This window comes from Mesorhizobium sp. C432A (assembly GCF_030323145.1).
Classification (GTDB): Bacteria; Pseudomonadota; Alphaproteobacteria; order Rhizobiales; family Rhizobiaceae; genus Mesorhizobium.
On record NZ_CP100470.1, the window covers coordinates 1,743,527 to 1,762,791 of the forward strand.

At 63.7% G+C, this 19,265-nt stretch carries 22 protein-coding genes and 2 pseudogenes; 16 read left to right on the top strand and 8 right to left on the bottom strand.

From position 1 onward, the window contains the following. The first annotated feature begins 55 nt into the window (after positions 1 to 55). From NLY33_RS08370 to NLY33_RS08385, 4 genes are all read left to right on the top strand, one after another. Positions 56 to 2,260, top strand: coding sequence for an ABC transporter permease (locus tag NLY33_RS08370; RefSeq protein WP_023706272.1), 2,205 nt, complete (start codon positions 56 to 58; stop codon positions 2,258 to 2,260). 14 nt (positions 2,261 to 2,274) lie between these two features. After that, entirely contained in the window at positions 2,275 to 3,375 is a 1,101-nt protein-coding gene (locus tag NLY33_RS08375; protein ID WP_023706273.1) for an ABC transporter ATP-binding protein, read from the top strand. Positions 3,376 to 3,473: 98 nt separating this feature from the next. Beyond that, positions 3,474 to 3,947 (top strand): carboxymuconolactone decarboxylase family protein, encoded by a 474-nt coding sequence (locus tag NLY33_RS08380; protein ID WP_023673089.1) that lies wholly within the window; start codon positions 3,474 to 3,476, stop codon positions 3,945 to 3,947. Further along, positions 3,947 to 4,804: a sigma-70 family RNA polymerase sigma factor gene (locus NLY33_RS08385; RefSeq protein WP_023684011.1), complete on the top strand. Its 858-nt coding sequence runs from the start codon at positions 3,947 to 3,949 to the stop codon at positions 4,802 to 4,804. The genes NLY33_RS08380 and NLY33_RS08385 overlap by 1 nt, the downstream gene beginning before the upstream one ends. 115 nt (positions 4,805 to 4,919) lie before the next feature. Here NLY33_RS08385 and NLY33_RS08390 read toward each other — a convergent pair whose 3' ends face one another. Next, on the bottom strand, positions 4,920 to 5,504 hold the full coding sequence (locus NLY33_RS08390; RefSeq protein WP_023690068.1) for a TetR/AcrR family transcriptional regulator: 585 nt from the start codon (positions 5,502 to 5,504) through the stop codon (positions 4,920 to 4,922). A gap of 102 nt (positions 5,505 to 5,606) precedes the next feature. On the opposite strand from NLY33_RS08390, the gene NLY33_RS08395 reads away from it, so the two are divergent. Continuing rightward, positions 5,607 to 6,422, top strand: a complete 816-nt coding sequence (locus NLY33_RS08395) for an oxidoreductase (RefSeq protein WP_023690069.1) — start codon at positions 5,607 to 5,609, stop codon at positions 6,420 to 6,422. A gap of 68 nt (positions 6,423 to 6,490) precedes the next feature. Next, positions 6,491 to 7,492, top strand: coding sequence for an NADP-dependent oxidoreductase (locus NLY33_RS08400; RefSeq protein WP_023708583.1), 1,002 nt, complete (start codon positions 6,491 to 6,493; stop codon positions 7,490 to 7,492). Positions 7,493 to 7,590: 98 nt separating this feature from the next. Here the strand turns inward: NLY33_RS08400 and NLY33_RS08405 are convergent, their stop codons facing one another. Then, entirely contained in the window at positions 7,591 to 8,508 is a 918-nt protein-coding gene (locus NLY33_RS08405) for a polyprenyl synthetase family protein (protein ID WP_023708584.1), read from the bottom strand. 131 nt (positions 8,509 to 8,639) lie between these two features. Between NLY33_RS08405 and NLY33_RS08410 the strand changes: the two genes are divergently transcribed. From NLY33_RS08410 to NLY33_RS08425, 4 genes and pseudogenes are all read left to right on the top strand, one after another. Then, positions 8,640 to 9,347, top strand: coding sequence for a transglycosylase domain-containing protein (locus tag NLY33_RS08410; RefSeq protein ID WP_196815018.1), 708 nt, complete (start codon positions 8,640 to 8,642; stop codon positions 9,345 to 9,347). A 153-nt stretch (positions 9,348 to 9,500) separates the two neighbouring features. After that, complete coding sequence (gene rpmF, locus NLY33_RS08415) at positions 9,501 to 9,683, top strand: 50S ribosomal protein L32 (RefSeq protein ID WP_008834724.1); 183 nt, start codon at positions 9,501 to 9,503, stop codon at positions 9,681 to 9,683. Positions 9,684 to 9,882: 199 nt separating this feature from the next. Continuing rightward, positions 9,883 to 10,832 (top strand): annotated as a pseudogene (locus NLY33_RS08420) (agmatinase). 193 nt (positions 10,833 to 11,025) lie between these two features. Beyond that, positions 11,026 to 11,427, top strand: coding sequence for a hypothetical protein (locus NLY33_RS08425; RefSeq protein WP_023670154.1), 402 nt, complete (start codon positions 11,026 to 11,028; stop codon positions 11,425 to 11,427). Between the two features lie 248 nt (positions 11,428 to 11,675). Here NLY33_RS08425 and NLY33_RS08430 read toward each other — a convergent pair whose 3' ends face one another. From NLY33_RS08430 to NLY33_RS08440, 3 genes are all read right to left on the bottom strand, one after another. Continuing rightward, on the bottom strand, positions 11,676 to 12,107 hold the full coding sequence (locus tag NLY33_RS08430; protein WP_023690074.1) for a GlcG/HbpS family heme-binding protein: 432 nt from the start codon (positions 12,105 to 12,107) through the stop codon (positions 11,676 to 11,678). A gap of 179 nt (positions 12,108 to 12,286) precedes the next feature. Continuing rightward, on the bottom strand, positions 12,287 to 12,520 hold the full coding sequence (locus NLY33_RS08435; RefSeq protein ID WP_023684002.1) for a hypothetical protein: 234 nt from the start codon (positions 12,518 to 12,520) through the stop codon (positions 12,287 to 12,289). A 79-nt stretch (positions 12,521 to 12,599) separates the two neighbouring features. Continuing rightward, positions 12,600 to 13,127, bottom strand: a complete 528-nt coding sequence (locus NLY33_RS08440) for a winged helix-turn-helix transcriptional regulator (RefSeq protein WP_023670151.1) — start codon at positions 13,125 to 13,127, stop codon at positions 12,600 to 12,602. 114 nt (positions 13,128 to 13,241) lie between these two features. On the opposite strand from NLY33_RS08440, the pseudogene NLY33_RS08445 reads away from it, so the two are divergent. The 5 genes and pseudogenes from NLY33_RS08445 (at position 13,242) to NLY33_RS08465 (ending at position 16,045) form a co-directional block, all read left to right on the top strand. Next, a pseudogene (locus tag NLY33_RS08445) lies at positions 13,242 to 14,062 on the top strand (alpha/beta fold hydrolase). A 115-nt stretch (positions 14,063 to 14,177) separates the two neighbouring features. Continuing rightward, complete coding sequence (locus NLY33_RS08450; protein ID WP_023706274.1) at positions 14,178 to 14,834, top strand: glutathione S-transferase family protein; 657 nt, start codon at positions 14,178 to 14,180, stop codon at positions 14,832 to 14,834. A gap of 5 nt (positions 14,835 to 14,839) precedes the next feature. Then, positions 14,840 to 15,166, top strand: a complete 327-nt coding sequence (locus NLY33_RS08455) for an ArsR/SmtB family transcription factor (RefSeq protein ID WP_023699361.1) — start codon at positions 14,840 to 14,842, stop codon at positions 15,164 to 15,166. 23 nt (positions 15,167 to 15,189) lie between these two features. Further along, on the top strand, positions 15,190 to 15,564 hold the full coding sequence (locus tag NLY33_RS08460; RefSeq protein ID WP_032891742.1) for a nuclear transport factor 2 family protein: 375 nt from the start codon (positions 15,190 to 15,192) through the stop codon (positions 15,562 to 15,564). Between the two features lie 16 nt (positions 15,565 to 15,580). Then, the gene (locus NLY33_RS08465) at positions 15,581 to 16,045 is read left to right on the top strand and encodes an SRPBCC family protein (protein WP_023706276.1); all 465 of its coding nucleotides are present in this window, start codon (positions 15,581 to 15,583) and stop codon (positions 16,043 to 16,045) included. 29 nt (positions 16,046 to 16,074) lie between these two features. Here NLY33_RS08465 and NLY33_RS08470 read toward each other — a convergent pair whose 3' ends face one another. From NLY33_RS08470 to NLY33_RS08480, 3 genes are all read right to left on the bottom strand, one after another. Further along, entirely contained in the window at positions 16,075 to 16,338 is a 264-nt protein-coding gene (locus NLY33_RS08470; RefSeq protein ID WP_023706277.1) for an ArsR/SmtB family transcription factor, read from the bottom strand. 32 nt (positions 16,339 to 16,370) lie between these two features. Next, the gene (locus NLY33_RS08475) at positions 16,371 to 17,609 is read right to left on the bottom strand and encodes an MFS transporter (protein WP_023683997.1); all 1,239 of its coding nucleotides are present in this window, start codon (positions 17,607 to 17,609) and stop codon (positions 16,371 to 16,373) included. Positions 17,610 to 17,705: 96 nt separating this feature from the next. Next, positions 17,706 to 17,900: a DUF1192 domain-containing protein gene (locus NLY33_RS08480; RefSeq protein ID WP_023670145.1), complete on the bottom strand. Its 195-nt coding sequence runs from the start codon at positions 17,898 to 17,900 to the stop codon at positions 17,706 to 17,708. Positions 17,901 to 18,046: 146 nt separating this feature from the next. Here NLY33_RS08480 and NLY33_RS08485 point away from each other — a divergent pair, with 146 nt between their 5' ends. Beyond that, positions 18,047 to 19,057, top strand: coding sequence for an NAD(P)H-quinone oxidoreductase (locus NLY33_RS08485; protein ID WP_031196069.1), 1,011 nt, complete (start codon positions 18,047 to 18,049; stop codon positions 19,055 to 19,057). The last annotated feature ends 208 nt before the right edge of the window (positions 19,058 to 19,265 follow it).

The following is a 19,265-nucleotide window of genomic DNA, read 5'->3' on the forward strand; positions in this document are numbered from 1 at the left end:
CCGGCTGCCCTTCGCGGCAGCTGGCGCACCATCCTTTGGCACAGAAAGACATTGAATGGCCGCGGCCGGTTCCATGGTCAGTTCCGCTCCTGGACGCAGCGCGCTCGCCTGGGTAATGGCCGCGTGGGCGAGCTTCGTGCTCTTGCCTTGGTACAAGGTCGAAGGCGGCTTCCTGTCGTTCGACTGGCTGGCACAGCCGACGGATGCGACGCCGGCCATCATACTGGCGCTCGGTGGCCGGCCCTGGCTGTTGCCGCTTGTCCTGCCGCTTCTGCTGGCGAGCTGGCTGGTGGCGCGCAACAAACCCAAGAGCCTTGCGATTGCAGGCGCGGCGGGCCTGCTGTGGCTGGCCATCGAAGGCTTTTCCATCATCCATTCGGGCTGGGGATTTGGCTTGCTTACCCAGGTCGCCGGCACGCCGGGACCGATACAGCCGGGGCTCGGCTGGGGTGCGGCGCTCTATGCCGTGGCGATGCTGATGTTCATCGCCGAGGCGCTCGCCGCGCGCGGCTGGTGCAAGGGCGACCGTTTCGTCGTCGGCTCGCTCTCAATCGTGATTGCTTCGCTGATCCTGTTCGTCGCCTATCCGCTGCTGTCGATCCTCACCTCGGCCATCAAGGATAATGACGGCAATGTCGTGCCGGCGCTGTTCGTCGAAAAGATCTTCAGCGCCAACATATGGAGCCTGCGCTGCCTCTATGGCGAGGGCTCCTGCGGCGTGGCGTGGAACACGGTGGCGATCGCAGTCCTCGTCGGCTTTTTCTGCACGGCGCTTGGGCTGGCTCTGGCGCTGATTGCGCTTCGCACCAAGCTGCCGGCCAAATGGCTGCTGCGCGGCCTGTCCATCCTGCCGATCATCACGCCGCCCTTCGTCATCGGCCTGGCGCTGATCCTGCTGTTCGGCCGCGCCGGCATCGTCACCAACCTCATGTCGGTGCATCTCGGCATTCCGCGCAGCCGCTGGATCTATGGCATGGCCGGCATCACCATCGCGCAGGTGCTGGCCTTCACGCCGATCGCCTTCCTGGTTCTGGTCGGCGTGCTGCAAGGGGTCAGCCCGAGCATGGAGGAGGCGTCGCAGACCTTGCGCGCCAGTCGCTGGCGGACGTTTCGTACCGTCACCTGGCCGTTGATCCGGCCGGGCCTGGCCAGCGCCTTCCTGATCTCGTTCATCGAGAGCATGGCCGATTTCGCCAATCCGCTGGTGCTGGGAGGCAATTTCAACGTGCTGTCGACCGATATATTCTTCGCGGTGGTTGGCGCGGCGCACGACCAGGGCCGCGCGGCGGTGCTGGCGATCGTGCTGTTGATGTTCACGCTGGCAGCCTTCGTCATCCAGCGCCGCTGGATCGGCAGCCGCAGCTACGTCACCGTCGCAGGCAAGGGCGATGGCGGTGTACCGGCGACGCTGCCCAAGGCCTTGCGGATCGGCTGCTACGCCGCCGTCGTTCCGTGGCTGGTTCTGACCATCGTGGTCTACGGCATCATCCTGTGCGGCGGTTTCGTGCAATCGATCGGGCGCGACAACACGCCGACGCTCGAATATTTCCTCACCGCCTTTTCGATCGAGAAAGGCGTCAATGGCTGGTTTTTCAGCGGCTCGGCCTGGCCGTCGCTGCTGATGACCATCGGCCTGGCGCTGGTGGCGATGCCGTTCACCGCGGCGCTCGGCATCCTGACGGCCTATCTGCTCGACCGGCAGCGTTTCGCCGGGCGCACCATGTTCGAATTCCTGGCGATGATGAGCTTTGCCATTCCCGGCACGGTGATCGGCGTCAGCTATATCCTTGCCTTCAACGTGCCGCCGGTGCAGTTGACGGGCACCGGGCTGATCATCGTCATCTCCTTCATCTTCCGCAACATGCCGGTGGCGATCCGCGCCGGGCTCGCCAATCTCGGCCAGATTGACAAGAGCCTGGATGAGGCATCGCTGACGCTTGGGGCGCGGTCTTTTGCTACCTTGCGGCGGGTGATCCTGCCGATCCTGAAGCCGGCGATCGTGACCGCGATGATCTACAGTTTCGTGCGCGCGGTGACGGCGGTCAGCGCCGTCATCTTCCTGGCGAGCGGCCGGTTCAACCTCGCCACGGTCTACATTGTCGGGCGCGCAGATGTCGGCGAATACGGCATCGCGATTGTCTATTCGGCGGTGATGATCGTCGTCATGATGGTCATCCTCATCGGCATCCAGCTGCTGGTCGGCGAACGCCGGCTCGGCCGGCGCCGTGCCGGTCCGGAAGCCGTTGTGGCAGCAATCTGATGGGGAGAAGCGGCGTGGATCAGACGGCGAAGACTGCTGCCCCGGTTGTCACGGACAGGCCGGCCGTGCGGTTCGAGGGCGTCACCAAGAAATACGGCGCGGTGACCGCCGTCGACAACGTCAGCTTCGACATCGCGCCGGCCAGCCTGGTGACGCTGCTCGGGCCCTCGGGTTGCGGCAAGACGACGACGCTCAGGCTGATCGCCGGACTGGAACAGACCAGCACCGGGCGCATCCTGATCGACGACAAGGACGTCACCTTGCTGTCCGCCGCCGAGCGAGATGTCTCCATGGTGTTCCAGTCCTATGCGCTGTTCCCGCACATGAACGTGATGGAGAATGTCAGCTACGGCTTGCGGGCTATGGGGCTTGGCAAGGCGCAGGCAGCCGAGCGCGCCGCCGAAAAGCTGTCGCTTGTCGGCCTGTCCGGCTACGAGAAGCGCCAGCCGAGCGAATTGTCCGGCGGCCAGCAGCAGCGCGTCGCGGTGGCGCGAGCCATCGTACTGGAGCCGAAGGTGCTGCTGTTCGACGAGCCGCTGTCCAATCTCGACGCCAAGCTGCGCCGGCGGGTGCGCGACGAAATCCGGGGTCTCCAGCAAGATCTGGCGCTGACCATGGTCTATGTCACGCATGACCAGGAAGAGGCGCTCGCCGTCTCCGACCGCATCATCGTCATGAACGCCGCTCGCGTCGCCCAGGACGGCACGCCGCGCGACCTCTACAACGAGCCGACCAACCGCTTCATCGCCGACTTCATGGGCGACGCCAATCTGCTCGACGTCGAGGTGCTTTCCAGCAATGCGACCAGTGCAAGGGTCAAGGTCGGACCCTTGCTGCTCGACATGCCGGGTCGCGGTAACGCTCCGGGGCCGGCGATGCTCGCTGTGCGCCCGAATGCCGTGCGCATCTTGCCCGGCCAGCCAGCGGGCACCATGAAGGGCCGGGTGGTCAAGAGCTCGTATCTCGGCGACCACATGGAATACCGCATCGCGATCAGCGATCCGGCGGTCGAACTGTTCGCGACATCGCCTGATGTCACACCCGCCGTGGCGGAAGGGACGATGGTCGGGATCGATTTCGATCCGGCGAAGATCGTGCTGATCAAAGACGATTGAACGCGCCGGGAAAGCACCTTCGAAAAAATCCAGCCTGAATGTCACACCGGCCGGTCTTGTCTCGTCATGATGGCGTACCCAACACAAGGACTGCAATCATGACCGCCAAGATCGACCTCTTCGCCGCCGCCCCTGCGCTGATCAAGCAGTGGCAGCGCGCATCGACCGAACTCTCCGTCGCCGCCGGGCTCGAGCACAGCCTCAACGAGCTGGTGAAGCTTCGGGCGTCGCAGATCAATGGCTGCGCCAACTGCATCAATCTGCATGCCACCGAAGCGCGCGAGAATGGCGAGACCGAGCAGCGCATCTATCTGCTGCCGGCCTGGCGCGAAGCGCCCTGCTACAGCGACCGCGAGCGTGCCGCGCTCGGCTGGACCGATGCGCTGACGCGCCTCTCGGAAGGACAGGACCGCGAAAGCGCCTATGATGATCTTAAGGCGCATTTCACCGAGGAGGAGCAGGTGAAGCTCACCGTTTTGATCAACATCATCAATGGCTGGAACCGCATCGCCGTTGGCTTCGGGCTCTACACCGACGCAGCAACGATACGCGCCAGCGCCAAGGCGGCCTGATGACGGCGACGGCACCCGACGACGCGGCAGCGGGCTTCGGCCCGCTGCGTCCGAAGCTGATGCGGGTCGCCTATCGCATGCTGGGCTCGGTGAGCGACGCCGAGGATGTCGTGCAGGATGCCTTCATCCGCTGGATGGGGACCGACCGCTCGCAGGTTCGCGAGCCAGAAGCGTTCCTGCGCCGCACGGTGACGCGGCTTTGCCTTGACCAGCTCAAATCCACGCGGCGCCAGCGCGAGACCTATATCGGCCCTTGGCTGCCCGAGCCGATCGTCGAAGAGGACGATCTTGAAGATGTCACCTTGCCGCTGATGTTGGCGCTGGAGCGGCTTTCGCCGCTCGAGCGGGCGGCCTTTCTGCTGCACGATGTGTTCGGGCTGGAATTCGAGGAGGTCGCGACCGCCATCGAGCGCGATTCAGCCGCCTGCCGCCAGCTTGCCGCTCGCGCACGGGGCCATGTCCGCGAGGCGCGGCCTCGCTTCAAGGTGGAGAAGCAGCGTGGCCTGGAGATCGCCGAAGCCTTTTTCGCGGCATCGCGCAGCGGCGACATGCAGGCGCTCGGCGCGCTGCTGACGGAAGATGTCAGCGCTCATGCCGATGGCGGCGGCAAGCGTCCGGCGGCTTTGGCGCCGGTGCTGGGCTTCGACGCCGTCATGAAGCAATACGCGCAAGTCGCGGCCTGGCTGCGCGACAATCGCTCGACGCTGGTGCGCATCGGCTTCGTCAATGGACTGCCGGGGTTCGTCACGCGGGAGGCCGATGGCGAACTGCAGACGACCGCGCTTGACATCGAGGACGGGAAGATCGCGGCCGTCTATGTCATGCGCAATCCCGACAAGCTCAGGCATCTGCGTTAGACCCGATTGAATCGGAGCGAAATACCGGTTCGGCCCGCCTCCAAAAGCCGGCCCTTCCTGTGTGCGACCCGAGGACGATGTCAGGGCTGCCCTTTGCCGCTGCCGCCACCGACCTCTAGGATGCCTTCTCCCCGTCACGTGGCTGGATCAGCCTGCGCGCGGCATCTGCTCCTGCCGCAAGGAAGCGATCCGACAATTCGGTCCCTGCCACCGCGCGGGCCAGTTGAAGCGCGCCGATGAGGGTCGCAAAGACGCCCGTGGCAACGCCTTCCGGATCCCTGGCCTGCGGAAGCGCTGCAGACAACTGGCGCACCAGAACCAGCAAGCGTTCGGTGTAGACTTGGCGCGTTTCGGGCGGCTGACGCGCGAGTTCCGGCAACAGGGCGGCCGACGCGCAGCCGGCTCCCGGATTGTCCCGGTGCTCAGCTGACAGATACGCCGCTATGCCCATCTCCGGACCACCGGCTGCCAATACCTCCTGCAGTTGCTGCGACTGGGCCTCCAGTGCCGCTACAAGGCTTTCACGCACAAGCTCCGCCTTGGACTGGAAATGCGGATAGAAGGCTCCGTTCGTCAGTCCGGCGTCGCCCATGATGGCTGCCAGTCCGGACGCGGCGATGCCGTCACCGCGAAAACGCTGGGCTGCGACCTCGACGATGCGATCGCGAGAGGCGTCCTTTCGGCCCTTTTCGTAGCGCATGGCGCTCTTCCTTTCTGCTATTGCATTATAGGTGTAATGTGATATTACGATCATAATTCAATCAACGGCAAAAAGCTAGCCCTCATGTCTGTGGAGTATCAAATGAGTACCCTTTCGGGAAGAACCGCAGTCGTGACCGGAGCCTCTTCGGGCATCGGCCGCGCCAGTGCCGAGGCCTTGGCGCGGGCGGGGTATACCGTCTTCGGGACAAGCCGCAGCAAGGCCGGCAACGGCCCGGCGCAGGTGTCCATGCTGACCTGCGACGTGACCGACGGGGAGTCGGTCAGCGCCCTCGTTGCAACCGTGCTGGCCCAGACCGGTCGTATCGATCTGCTGGTGAACAATGCCGGTGTCGGCCTGCTTGGCGGTGCCGAGGAATCTTCGGTCGCACAGGTGCAGGCTCTGTTCGACGTCAATCTGTTCGGCGTCATGCGCATGACCAATGCGGTGTTGCCGTCGATGCGGCGCCGCGGCCAAGGGCGCATCGTCAACATCGGCTCGATTCTGGGATTGGTGCCCGCGCCATACTCAGCGCACTACTCGGCGGTCAAGCACGCGCTGGAGGGCTATTCGGAATCGCTCGATCATGAGGTTCGCGCCTTCAACATTCGCGTCTCGGTCATCGAGCCGGCATTCGTGCGCACCGTCTTCGACCAGAACGGCATCGAGCCGGATTCCCTGTTGAAGGACTACGATCAGGCGCGCGCCGGTCTCAAGGCGCTGCTTGCCGATGTGATGCCCAAAGCCGATCGGCCGGAAGTGGTGGCGGATGTGGTCGTCAAGGCAGCGACCGACGCCCGTCCGCGACGGCGCTATACCGCAGGGAAGGCAGCGCGCCAGGTCAGCCTGCTGCGCCGCTTCGCCCCCGCGGAGATGTTCGACAAGACCTTGCGCAAGCAGTTCCGCTTGCCGGTCTGAACAACGGCGGGACGGAGAATTTCACGCACAGACAGCAGGCCAACAGACACTTTCAGAAAGTCACTGCCATGAAGGCATTCGTTGTCGATAAATATAGCAAGAAAGGCATTTTGCGGCTGGCCGAGATGCCGGAGCCGGAGCTGCTGGACAATGACGTCCTGGTCGAGGTCCATGCCGCCGGGGTGAACCTGCTGGATTCCAAAATCAGAACCGGCGAATTCAAACTCGTCCTTCCCTATCGCCGGCCCTTCATCCTCGGTCACGACGTTGCCGGGAGGGTTGTCAGGGTGGGCTCGAAAGTCCGCAGATTCAAGCCCGGCGACGCCGTCTATGCGCGGCCGCGCGACGGCCGGATCGGGACATTCGCCGAATTCATCGCAATCGATGAAGCCGACGTGGCGCTGAAGCCGGCGAACCTCAGCATGGAAGAGGCGGCCTCGATCCCGCTGGTCGGTCTGACCGCCTGGCAGGCTCTCATCGAGAGGGCGGGTCTGAAGACAGGCCAGAAGATCTTCATCCAGGCTGGCTCCGGCGGCGTGGGGACATTCGCCATCCAGTTGGCAAAGCACCTCGGCGCGATCGTTGCGACAACAGCGGGCGCGGCAAGCAACGATCTGGTCAGGGATCTCGGCGCCGATGTCGTCGTCGACTACAGGAAGGACGACTTCGAGAAAATCCTGTCGGGCTACGACGTCGTCCTGAACAGCCAGGACGCCAAGACGCTTGAGAAATCCCTGACTGTGCTGAAACCGGGTGGGAAGCTCATCTCGATTTCCGGTCCTCCGGATCCCGAATTTGCCAGGAAACAGAGACTGAACGTGGTGCTAAGGCTGCTGCTGCGGCTGCTGGGCCGTGGTATCAGGACCAAAGCCAAGCGCCGGGGCGTGGGATTTTCGTTCCTGTTCATGTCGGCGCAAGGTGAGCAACTGAGCAAAATCACGTCCCTCATCGAAGATGGGGCGATTCGCCCGGTCGTCGACAGGGTCTTTCCTTTTGAAGCGACCAATGAGGCGCTGGCTTACGTCGAAACAGGACGCGCCAAGGGCAAGGTCGTCGTCAAGGTCAGATAGCGCGCCCAGTTGCTTTGGGGGCATTTGAGAGACACCAAAGCAAGGCAGCGCAAGGCCGACAAATTCCGAAAACGGTTCGGCATCCGATCGCCCAAACCTCAGTTGTTGCGGATTGCCACGAAGCTTGCCGCTGCCTTCAGCAAGGCTGCCTGTTCACCGTAAGGCTCAAGCAATTCATGGGCCTGCTTGACCAGCCCATGGAGCTGGCTGCGCGCCCAGTTCGCGCCATGCAGCGCCACCAGCGTCGCCTTGCCGGCGGCTGCGTCCTTGCCGGTCGCCTTGCCCATCTGGCTGGCATCGGCGGTCAGGTCGAGCAGGTCGTCGGCAAGCTGGAAGGCAAGCCCGACCGCCGAGCCGAATTCGGCCAGCCGGTCGCGGTCCCGCGGTGCGGCGCCGGCAATGATTGCACCGGCTTCGCAGGCGTAGCGGATCAGCGCGCCGGTTTTCATCGCCTGCAGCCGGATGATGCCGGCCTCGTCCGGCCTGTTGCGCTCGGCTTCGAGGTCGAGCGTCTGCCCGCCAACCATGCCCCCGGTGCCAGCCGCGCGCGCCAGCGCCAGCACCAGCGCCGCCCTGCGCTCCGCCGGCAGCGCCGTCGCCTCATCGGCGAGGACATCGAAGGCAAGCGTCAGAAGCGCATCGCCGGCAAGGATGGCGGTGGCTTCATCGAAGGCCTTGTGCACGGTCGGCTGGCCGCGGCGCAGATCGTCGTCGTCCATGGCAGGCAGATCGTCATGGATCAGCGAATAGCAATGCACGCATTCGAGCGCCGCCGCCACGCGCATCGCCGCCTCGCCATCGGCGCCGAAAAGGGCGGCACTTTCCATGACCAGGAAGGGGCGCAGCCGCTTGCCGCCGTTCAGCACGCCATGGCGCATGGCCGCCATCAGACGCTCCGGCCGGGCGATCTCGCCGGCAAGCGTGCGGCCGTCCAGCAGCAGCCTGAGCCCGGCCTCGATAGCCGCCGCCCGCCCCAGAAGTGCGGCCTCAAAGGCCAATTGCTCGTCTTTCGTCATGGCCGGGAGCGGTAGCCGACACTCAGACGTTGCGCAAGAAGCCCCGCGCCATTATGCCGGAGGCGGGAGAATGGCGCGGGTGGGGCGGCTTGACGGAACCGATCGTCGATCATGAAACCGAGGGGTTTGAGATGGCGCGACCGAGGCGCGTGAACCGCGCCGGTCTGAAGCGCCTCGCCCGGCGTTGCCTGGTCGTCGCCGCCGTGCTGGCGGCGATACCCGTTGGGCTGACCTTCCTCTATCTGCCGTCCTTCGTGCATCCGATATCGACCTTGATGGTCAAAGACCTCGCGACATTTTCCGGCTACGACCGGCGCTGGGTGTCGATCGACGATGTGTCGCCGGTGCTGGCCAATTCGGTGATCATGTCGGAGGACGGTCAGTTCTGCTTCCATCGCGGCATCGATCTCGGCGAATTGCGCGGCGTCGTCGACGATGCGCTGGCCGGCGAGGCGACGCGCGGCGCCTCGACCATCACCATGCAGACGGTGAAGAACCTTTTCCTGTGGTCGCGGCCGCTGGGCTCGGTGCGCAAGGTGGTCGAACTGCCGCTGGCCGTCTATTTCGACGCGGTGATGTCGAAACGGCGGATCATGGAAATCTATCTCAACATCGCCGAATGGGGGCCGGGCATTTACGGCATCGAGGCGGCGGCGCAGCATCATTTCGGCGTTTCGGCCAAGCAGCTGTCGCGGCGGCAGGCGGCATTGCTCGCCGTCTCGTTGCCCAATCCGATCGCCCGCAATCCGGCCAAGCCCGGTCCGGGTCTGCGGCGCCTGGCGTCGCTGATCGAACGCCGCGCCGGCCGTTCGGGCGCGTATGTCGGTTGTCTTGATTAGGTAGAACCGCTGCCAGTTCAAAAAAAATCGCCACGGTGCTGGCCAAAACGGCCTAGGGCGTGTATAGGCACCCGACTTTCTCAGATTATGGCCCTGACGCGGCCCTTTCACGAGGGCTATCGGGGCATTTTGACCATGTAGTGGAGCATATCCATGGCCGTTCCGAAACGAAAAACCTCTCCGTCCAAGCGCGGCATGCGCCGCTCGGCCGACGCTCTCAAGGCCCCGACCTATGTCGAGGACAAGAATTCCGGCGAAATGCGCCGCCCGCACCATATCGACCTGAAGACCGGCATGTATCGCGGTCGCCAGGTGCTGACGCCCAAGGAAAGCTGAGACCAGCTTTCGAAGGGTTTGATGCCAAAAGAACCGGCCATTGGCCGGTTTTTTTTGCGTTTGGTGCGCGCCGCGCCGCCAACTATGCCAAAGACCGGGCGTCCGTGGCGATACAAGCTGCGGCGGCGGTGCTGTATTGAGTCCGCATGCCTTGTCGCGGCGCTTCCGCGCGATCATCGACCGGCTTCAGAGGGCCCGCATGACCAAGCTCACCACAGCACCCCGCGATATCTTCCAGACCTTCATGAACTTCCCGCTGGTCGAGGACCTCGATGCGCTGAAGGCGGATGTCGCCCATCATCGGCATGCCTTACGGCAGTCCCTACACGATCGACGAGCTGGTCAACGACCAGACCAACGCGCCGACCGCGGTGCGGCGCGCCTCGCAGCGCATCAGCCTCGGGCTCGACCGCTATGATTTCGACATTGGCGGAACCCTGTTCGACGGGCAGGACGTCAAGGTGGTCGATGTCGGCGATGTCCCCGGCGATGCCGCCGGCAGCCACTACAGGTTGGCCGAAACGGCGATCCGCAAGATCCGCGTCGCCGGCGCCTTGCCGATCACCATTGGCGGCGATCACGGCATTCCAATCCCGATCCTGCGGGCGCTTGACGGCGAAGGGCCGATCACCCTGGTTCAGATCGATGCCCATCTCGACTGGCGCGACAATGTCAACGGGGTCAGGGAAGGCTATTCCAGCCCCATCCGCCGCGCTTCGGAGATGGCCGCATATAGCCGGGATTTTCCAGCTCGGCATCCGCGGCCAGGGCAGCGCCCGGCTCGAGGAGGTCGAGGCGGCCCGCGCCTACGGCTCCAACATCGTCACCGCCAATGAATGGCAGGATATCGGTACGGCGGCGCTGCTCAAGCGCATCCCGGACCGTGGCCGCTATTACCTGACCATCGATGCCGACGGTCTCGATCCCGCTGTCATGCCGGCGGTCGAAGGCCCGGCGCCTGGCGGCATCAGCTATCGGCAGACGATCGAACTGATCAAGGGGCTGTTCGCCAAGGGACGTGTCGTCGGCATCGACATCGTCGAGATCGCGCCGGCGCGCGACGTCAACGAGATCACCTCGATGACCGCCGGCCTTTTCATCCTCAACGCTATCGGCGCCGCCGTGCGGACAGGCCAGTTCAAGCGCTGAATCCCGGCGTGTCGGTGGTCAGCCGGGGCAACTGTGGCTGACAGGGTTGTTTCGCGCGGTCTTTTTCCGTGTTTGCGGGCGCTAGCGAAAAATCTTGACGGCGTGCCTGCGGGGCATTCTACAGAAGGTGCCCCCATTGTTTAGGCAATTCCTTGGGAAACCGCTTTCCTGGAATTGCTAGAGGAGACGCCTGATGTTCGGTGCCATCCCGCTGCTGATCGTGCCCTTCGTGGCCTACAATCTCGGACTCCTCGGAATATTCGGCAGCGGCGACGATCCGTGGGCGACCGAGATCTTCTCGTTCAGCATGATGTCGGGCGGGGTGTTCTCGATGACGCTCGGCGACCTGATGGTGGTGATCGGGCTGATCTTCCTGTTCCTGGAAATGGTGAAGTCGGTGCGCACCACGAACGCCTCGATCATGGACCATCTGTTGTCGACGCTGGTCTTCGTGGCGTTCCTGGTCGAATTCCTGCTGGTGAAGGGCGCGGCGCACTCCGTCTTCTTCACGCTGATGGTGATCGCCCTATTCGATGTGCTGGCCGGGTTTTCGGTGTCGATGCGGTCGGCGAGTAGAGACATAAATTTGAACTAGCCGCCTTCGTTGGATGGTCGCATCCGTTCGCGATTGGCGTGGCTGCTCTTTCTGGTCGTCATCCTGGGGCGAAGCAAGGAGCGAAGCGACGCGGCGCAGACCCTGGGATCCATTCCGTGAAGCTAAGGCGTTGCAACGGTTCAGAATTCTGCTCCGCTTACACTTGCGGCAAAGGTCGCGGCATGGATCCCAGGGTCTTCGCGACGGAGTTTCGTTCCTGCTTCGCCCTGGGATGACGAAGCTCCCCCTCAGCCCGGATCGGCGGTGAAGCCCGCCGCTTCGATGCCGGCGATGGCGGCGGCTTCGTCATTGTCCGACGTATCTCCCGAAATTCCGACGGCGCCGATGACGGCGCCTGCCTTGTCGCGGATCAGCACGCCGCCGACGACCGGCAACACGCGTCCACCGGAGACGTCGGAAATGCCGGCGACGAGATGCGGCCGCTCCTTGGCGAAAGCCTCGACACGGCGCGAGCCCATGCCGATGGCGAGCGCGCCATAGGCCTTGCCGGCCGACATTTGCGGGCGCAGGAACGAGGCTCCGTCCTGACGCTGGAAGGCGACGAGATGCGCGCCGGCGTCCAGCACGGAAACGCCGAGCGGCTTGAGCTTCAGCTCGGCGCCCTTGGCGAAGGCGGCGTCGATGATGTGCTTGGCTTTTTCGAGGGTCAGTGCGGTCATGGCTGTCTCCTGATCAAAACGCGTCAATCATCGACCTGACATGCGGGATGCGAAATCCCGGTTGCGGTTGAAATTGCTTCGCGTGGGAAAGCGGAAATGGCGGGCATTGCTGATCGTGGCACATGGCGGCGGATACGATCCGCCGGCATCCAGATCGGGCGTCGATGAAGAAGGCCGCGCTATTTTTTCTTGGCTCGGGGCGCTTTCTTGACCGGAACGGCAGGGGCGTTGGCGAGGTCTTCCGCTTCCTTGGCAAGGCGCAATGCCCGGAGCTTGTTGGTCTTGGCCTGGCGGGCGTCGGCCTCGGCGACATACTCCGCCATCGCCTTTTGCCGCACCGTGGCGGCCTCTTCCTGCTTCTTGAAACGCATATCCGCCCGGGCGCGGGCAGTATCCTTAGAGTTCTCGACCAAGAGCGTTATCCAATCCCGTAAATTATGTTTTTCAGCCCCTTGATAGCAGAGCCGGCCTGATAATGGGGAAATAAGTTGGTCAAGCGGCGGGGGCCTCGATGCCGCTCGACGCCTTGCGGGCGACCACCGCCTCATATCCGGCCTGCAATGTAGCGCGGACGGAAGGCTGCGCGGGTGTGGCGACAGGCGTGCCCAGATGGTCGTGGCGCAACTCGTCCATGAACTGCTCCCACATTGGCGGTCCGCCTTTCTCCAGCAGCTCGGCCCGGATCGAAAGCTCCTCGCTCACCGGCAGCCAGACGCGGCCCCAAGCGCCGAGATGCGCCATGATCGGCACCAGCGTGATGGCCATCTCGGTCAGGCTGTAGATCGCCTTCTGCTTGTGCGAGGGGTCGTCGGCCTTGGTCAGCATGCCGAGTTCCATCAGCCGCTTCAGCCGGTCGGCCAGGATATTGGAAGCGATGCCCTCGATCGAGCCGTTGAGCAGTTCGCGAAAGTGGCGTTTGCCGCCAAAAATCATGTCGCGCAGGATGATCAGGCTCCAGCGATCGCCGAACACTTCCAGCGACAGATTGATAGGGCATCCCGAGCGGTGTTCGGTTTTCATCCGACTCTCCTCAAAAACCAGTTGCATTATCGTATCAGTTTTATTATCGTGCAACCGATTGCAAAACGCAATCAGTTTGGTTGGCCTTTGATTGGCCGATGCGAGGAGAGTCCCATGACACGGGCCGCAGCACCCGAAATCGTCTCCCAGACGTTTGGGGATCCCGGCGATCCAACCGTTCTGCTGATCATGGGCGCCATGGCCTCGATGCTCTGGTGGCCGGAGGCGCTCTGCAAAAAACTCGCCGGCGAAGGCCGCTTCGTGATCCGCTACGACAATCGTCGACCAAATATGCGCCGGGCGAGCCGACGTATACGTTCGACGACATGGCGGACGATGCGGTGCGCGTCCTCGACAGTTGCGGCATCGGCAAGGCGCATGTGATCGGGATGTCGATGGGCGGCATGATCGCGCAATGACTGGTGTTGAAACATCCCTCGCGTGTCATCACACTGACGGTGATCAGCAGTTCGCCGGTGGGGATCGATACATCGCACCTGCCGGGGACGACCGAAGCCTATATGGAGCACTCGGCCGATGGCGCCAAGGTCGATTGGTCGGACCGCGACCAGGTGATCGGCTTCGTCGTCAAGGATGCGCGTGCGATCGCCAGCACCGCGCATCCCTTCGACGAGAAGGCGATGCGCGCGTTCGTCGAACAGGACTACGACCGATCCGGCGGCTTCCTGAGCGCGACTAACCATTTCATGCTGAAGAGCTGCGAGGATCTGAAAGGACGCCTGCGCGAGATCAAGGTTCCGCTGCTCGTCATTCACGGGACATCGGATCCGATCTTTCCGGTCGAGCATGGCGCAGCCCTTGCCGACGCTGTTGCCGGCGGGCGGCTTGTCCGCGTCGAAGGCGGTGGCCACGAACTGCATCCCGACGACTGGGGCACGATCGTTGCCGCCATCGTCACGCATACCAAGCCCTGAAGGCAGTCTCGAACCTTGACACATTCGCCTCACGGAAATAGTTAAGTAAATGCTTCAGTGTCGGCGCAGGCTGGCACCGCTCAGCATCGGCGAACCACAAACAGACGAGCAAAAAATGTCCCTGACCTTCCATTTCCATCCGCTGGCATCGTTCTGCTGGAAACCGCTGATTGCGTTCTACGAGAACGACACGCCCTTCACGCCGGTTATCGTCGACCTCGGCGACGAGCAGTCGCGGGCAGCATTCCTGAAGGTGTCGCCGACCGGCAAGATGCCGGCGCTGTATGACGATGCACGCAATCGCACGGTGCTGGAATCGACCATCGTCATCGAATATCTGGCCGCGCATTATCCCGGGCCGGTCGAGCTCATCCCGGCCGAGGCCGACCTTGCTCTCCAGGTCCGCCAGGCCGACCGTTTCTACGATTTCTACGTGCAGGCGCCGATGCAGAAGATCGTCGGCGACAGGTTGCGCCCGCAGGACCGGACCGACCCGTTCGGGGTCGACGAGGCGCGCGCGCAACTGCGCAACGCCTATGCGATCATCGAGGAGGAGATGCGTTCGAAAATCTGGGCGGCCGGCCCCACCTTCACCATGGCCGACTGCGCCGCCTCGCCGGCGCTGTTCTACGCCAACAAGGTCGAGCCGTTCGGCGACAGCTATCCGGCCGTGAAACGCTACCACGACCGCCTGCTCAAGCGGCCGTCTTTCGCCCGGGTGATCGAGGAGGCGCAGCCCTACTTCAAGTTCTTTCCCTACAATAACGGCTGATCGCGATGCTGCACGATCCCGCCCAGCTCGACCTGATGTTCCAGGCGCTCGCGGACCCGGCCAGGCGCAGCATGGTCGAGCGGCTGTCGCGTGGGCCGGCCTCGGTCAGCCAGTTGGCCGAACCGCTGGCGATGTCGCTGTCGGCCGTCGTCCAGCATCTCAACGTGCTCGAAGCAAGCGGGCTGGTGCGCTCGGAAAAGCTCGGCCGCGTGCGCACCTGCCAGATCGCGCCGCAGGCGCTGCGCAGCGCAGAACACTGGATCAACGAACGGCGGCTGACATGGGAGCGTCGGCTCGACCGGCTCGGCGATTTTCTCGCCGGGACCGAATGATCTGAAGCAGAGGAGAAATGACCATGCCCGGCAAAAGCAGAGCGGAGTTGATCCGCGGCTATTTTTCCGCCTACCAGGCGAATAACATGGCTGCCGTCGCGGCTATGCTCGCCGACGATTTCACCTTCACCAGCCCCTATGACGACGCCATCGACCGTGCGACCTATTTCGAGCGCTGCTGGCCGGACAGCCCGGCCTTCAGCTCGATCGTCATCGAGCGGATATGCGAGGACGAGGACGCCGCCTTTGTCCTCTATCGCTGCGAGACGGCGGACGGAAAGACCTTCCGCAACACCGAACTGCATCTGTTCCATGACGACAGGTTGCGCGCCGTCGAAGTCTATTTCGGCGCGTCTTATCGCGACGGCGTCTTCGTCGCGCAGAAACCATCAAGCTGACCATGAGGACCTGACCATGGCCGAACGATCCGTCGTCCACTCCACCTTCGTCCTCGAGCGCCTCTATCCATTTGCACCGGCGAAAGTCTATTTCGCGCTCAGCGATCCGGCCGCCAAGCGGCGCTGGTTCGCCGACCCCGACAACCCGATGACCCACAGGCACGAAATGGATTTTCGCGTCGGCGGCCAGGAGGTCAATGCCGGCGGGCCGAAGGACGGGCCGATCCACACCTATACCGCCACCTATCAGGACATCGTGCCCAACCAGCGCATCGTCTACAGCTACGACATGCTGTTCGGTGATGTCAGAATCTCGGTTTCGCTGGCGACAATTGAGCTTCGCCCGGAAGGCACGGGCACGCGTCTGGTGCTGACCGAGCAGGGCGCGTTTCTCGATGGGCACGACACACCGTCATCGCGCGAGCATGGTACCGGATTCCTGCTCGATGCGCTGGGCAAGGCGCTGGCAACGGACACTTGAAAGCCAGGGAGGCGAGGTGGAATCGCGGCCTATGCTTCCCAGAACTGATCAAGCCAAATATTGAGCTTGAGGAAGCCGGCACTGCTGACTGTATAGACCCGCCTCGTGCCCTCGGCCTTGGCCTGAACCAGACCGGCGTCCAGCAACACTTTCAAATGCTGGGACACGGCCGGGCGGGAGACTGGCAGGCCCGAAGCCAGTTCGTTGACGGTTTTCGGGCCACGCCGGAGCTCTTCCAGAAGATAGCGCCGGTTGGGGTCGGCAATCGCCATGAAGGCGTCAGAAAAGATCATGCCTATACTTGTGGGGCAAAGCTTTTCAAATCTCAACCGTCGGCTTCCGCTTTTCTGAGCCGCAGTGCTTCAGGGGTGACCGAGCGATCGGCCGGCTGGGTCTTGAAGGCGTCGCGGTCTTCGATAGGCACCGGCGCGCGGCGGCTGATGCGCAGCAGCGTGTAGGCGGCGAGGCTGAGATGCGCCAGCGCGGTGGCCAGGAACAGGCCTTCGGGGCGGAGCCAGCCCATCAGGGCGGCAGCCAGCAAGGGCCCGATCATGGTTCCGAAGCCATACAGAAGCAGCAGGCCGCCCGAGACCTTGACGAAATCCTCCGATCGGGCGTGGTCGTTGGCATGCGCCACGGCGATCGAATAGAGCGTGTAGGCAAAGGCGCCGTAGGCGGCGGCGAAGACAATGACGAGGACGGCGGAACGCGGTTCGAACAGGAAGATCAGGATGGCGAACAGTGCGGCGCCGAAAGCCGCGCCCGCCAGCACGAAACGGCGGTCGGTCTTGTCGGAGAGGCGTCCGGCCGGAAGCTGCATGGCCGCGCCGGCAATAACGACAAGGCTCATCATCAGTGCGATCTGGGCGGTGGAGATGCCGATACGGGCGCCGTAGACGGCGCCAAGCGTGCCCCAGGCGCCATTGGCGATGCCGACCAACAGGCAGGCGATCGCCGACACCGGCGAGTTGGCGTAGAGACCTTTGACGTCGAGCTTGACGTCCTGCAAAGGCTTGGGAGACGAAGCCGACGACACCGCGGTCGGGATCAGCGACAGGCAGAACAATATGCCGGTGATCATGAACAGCGACGCCGATCTGACGTCGCCGCCGGCAACGATCATCTGGCCGCCCATGATCGAGGCATAGGTGACCATCATGTAGAGGCCGAAGACGGTGCCGCGGTTCTCGTTGGTGGCCTTCTCGTTCAGCCAGCTTTCGATGACCATGAAGGCTCCGGCCATGGTGAAGCCGGTGAAGGCGCGCAGCAGGATCCAGACATATTCGTCGATGATCAGGCCGGTAAGCAACGCCACGATGGCGCCCGAAGCGGCAAAGGCGCCGAACGCCCGGACGTGGCCGGCGCGGCGCACCAGGCGCGGTGCGAAGAAGCAGCCGGTGACGAAGCCACCGGCCCAGGCCGTGCCCATCAGGCCGAGCGATGCGGTCGAAAACCCTTCGAGCTGGCCGCGCAACGGCAACAACAGGCCGTGCAATCCCGAAGCCGCGAGCAGGAAAGCGGTGCCGCGAAGCAGCGAGAGGATCGGCCTGTAGCTTGCAAACATTGTTTGATCCGTCTGGAGATTCGGTAGCGGGGTCTGAAGACAGGCGCATTCGGGCTTTTCGGCGGCGGACGCTCAACGCCGAAACTAACGCGAAAACTAGCCGCGGCGAAACAGGGCTTCGGCCGCCGATTTGGTGCTGCCCTTGGTCTGGAGCTCGGCTTCCAGCCGGGCAATCTCCTCGCGCAGGATGCTGATCCGTTCGGTAAGGTCACCGACCGAAAGCAGCGACAGATCCTGTCCGATCTCATGCGGGCGGGCTTTCTTCTTGGGTTCGTCGTCGAAGATCGCCATCGTCGCTCCTCCCTATTCAGTATTGGGCTGATTTGGCCATTTGCCTGATCCGGCAATCAGCATACATAGGGCAGGGGCGCAGATGCAAACAGCCGGCAAGAAGCTGGCAGCCGGCGACAGACCGGCGGACCCAGACGGGAAATTTCATGGCGAGCGGACATAAAATTCCAGCCACAATGACGGCCATCGCAATCTCGCAACCGGGCGGGCCGCGGGTGCTGAAACCGGAAACGCGCGACGTGCCGGTGCCTGGTCCCGGCGAAATCCTGATCCGGGTGCGTGCGGCCGGCGTCAACCGCCCCGACGTGCAGCAGCGCAAGGGCGCCTATCCGGCGCCGCCCGGCGCTTCCGACCTGCCCGGCCTCGAAGCATCGGGCGAAGTGGCCGCCCTTGGCGACGAGATATCGCGCTGGCGCATCGGCGACCGGGTCTGCGCGCTGACGCCGGGGGGCGGTTATGCCGAATATGTCAAGGTTCATGCCGGCAGCGTGCTGCCGCTGCCCGCCGGCTTCACCCACACGGAGGCGGCCGCGGTTCCGGAAAACTATTTCACCGTCTGGCACAATGTGTTCGAGCGCGGCGGCTTGAAAAAGGGTGAGACGCTGCTGGTCCATGGCGGCTCATCGGGCATCGGCACCACGGCGATCCAGCTGGCGTCGGCCTTCGGCGCGTATGTCGTCACCACCGCCGGCTCGAAGGAGAAATGCGACGCCTGCCTGAAGCTCGGCGCCGACCGGGCGATCAACTACCGCGAGGAGGATTTCGTCGCGGCGGTCAAGGATGCGACCGGCGGCAACGGGGCAGACGTCATACTCGACATGGTCGGTGGCGACTATATCGCGCGCAACTACGAGGCCGCCGCGGTCGAGGGCAGGATCGTCCAGATCGCCGTCCAGGCCGGCGCGATGGCGAGCGCCGATTTCTCGAAAATCATGGTCAAGCGGCTGACCCACACCGGCTCGACGCTGCGGCCTCGCACGGTCGAGTTCAAGGCGGCGCTCGCCGCCGCACTGGAAGCACAGGTGTGGCCGCTGCTCGGCACCCGCAAGGTAGCGCCGGTGATGGACATGATCTTCCCGCTGACCGACGCATGGCGGGCGCATGAGCGCATGGAAGAGGGCGAGCATATAGGCAAGATCGTTCTCGACGTCGGGTAGATGGGCGAGAGTCAGGTGAGGCCGGCCTGCGAATGGCGGCTCCCTGCGCTTCCCGCCTCCGCCGGCCGAAGCCCCCATGAGGGGTTGCGGCAGTTAAGGCTACGGCCGGCGTAGGCCGGTTCTCGGGAGCCGCCATTCTCGGCTCGGCCTACCTGAATCTCGCTCATCCTCCGCGCTCAGCCTGTCGGCAAGATGAACAGAAGCTTAA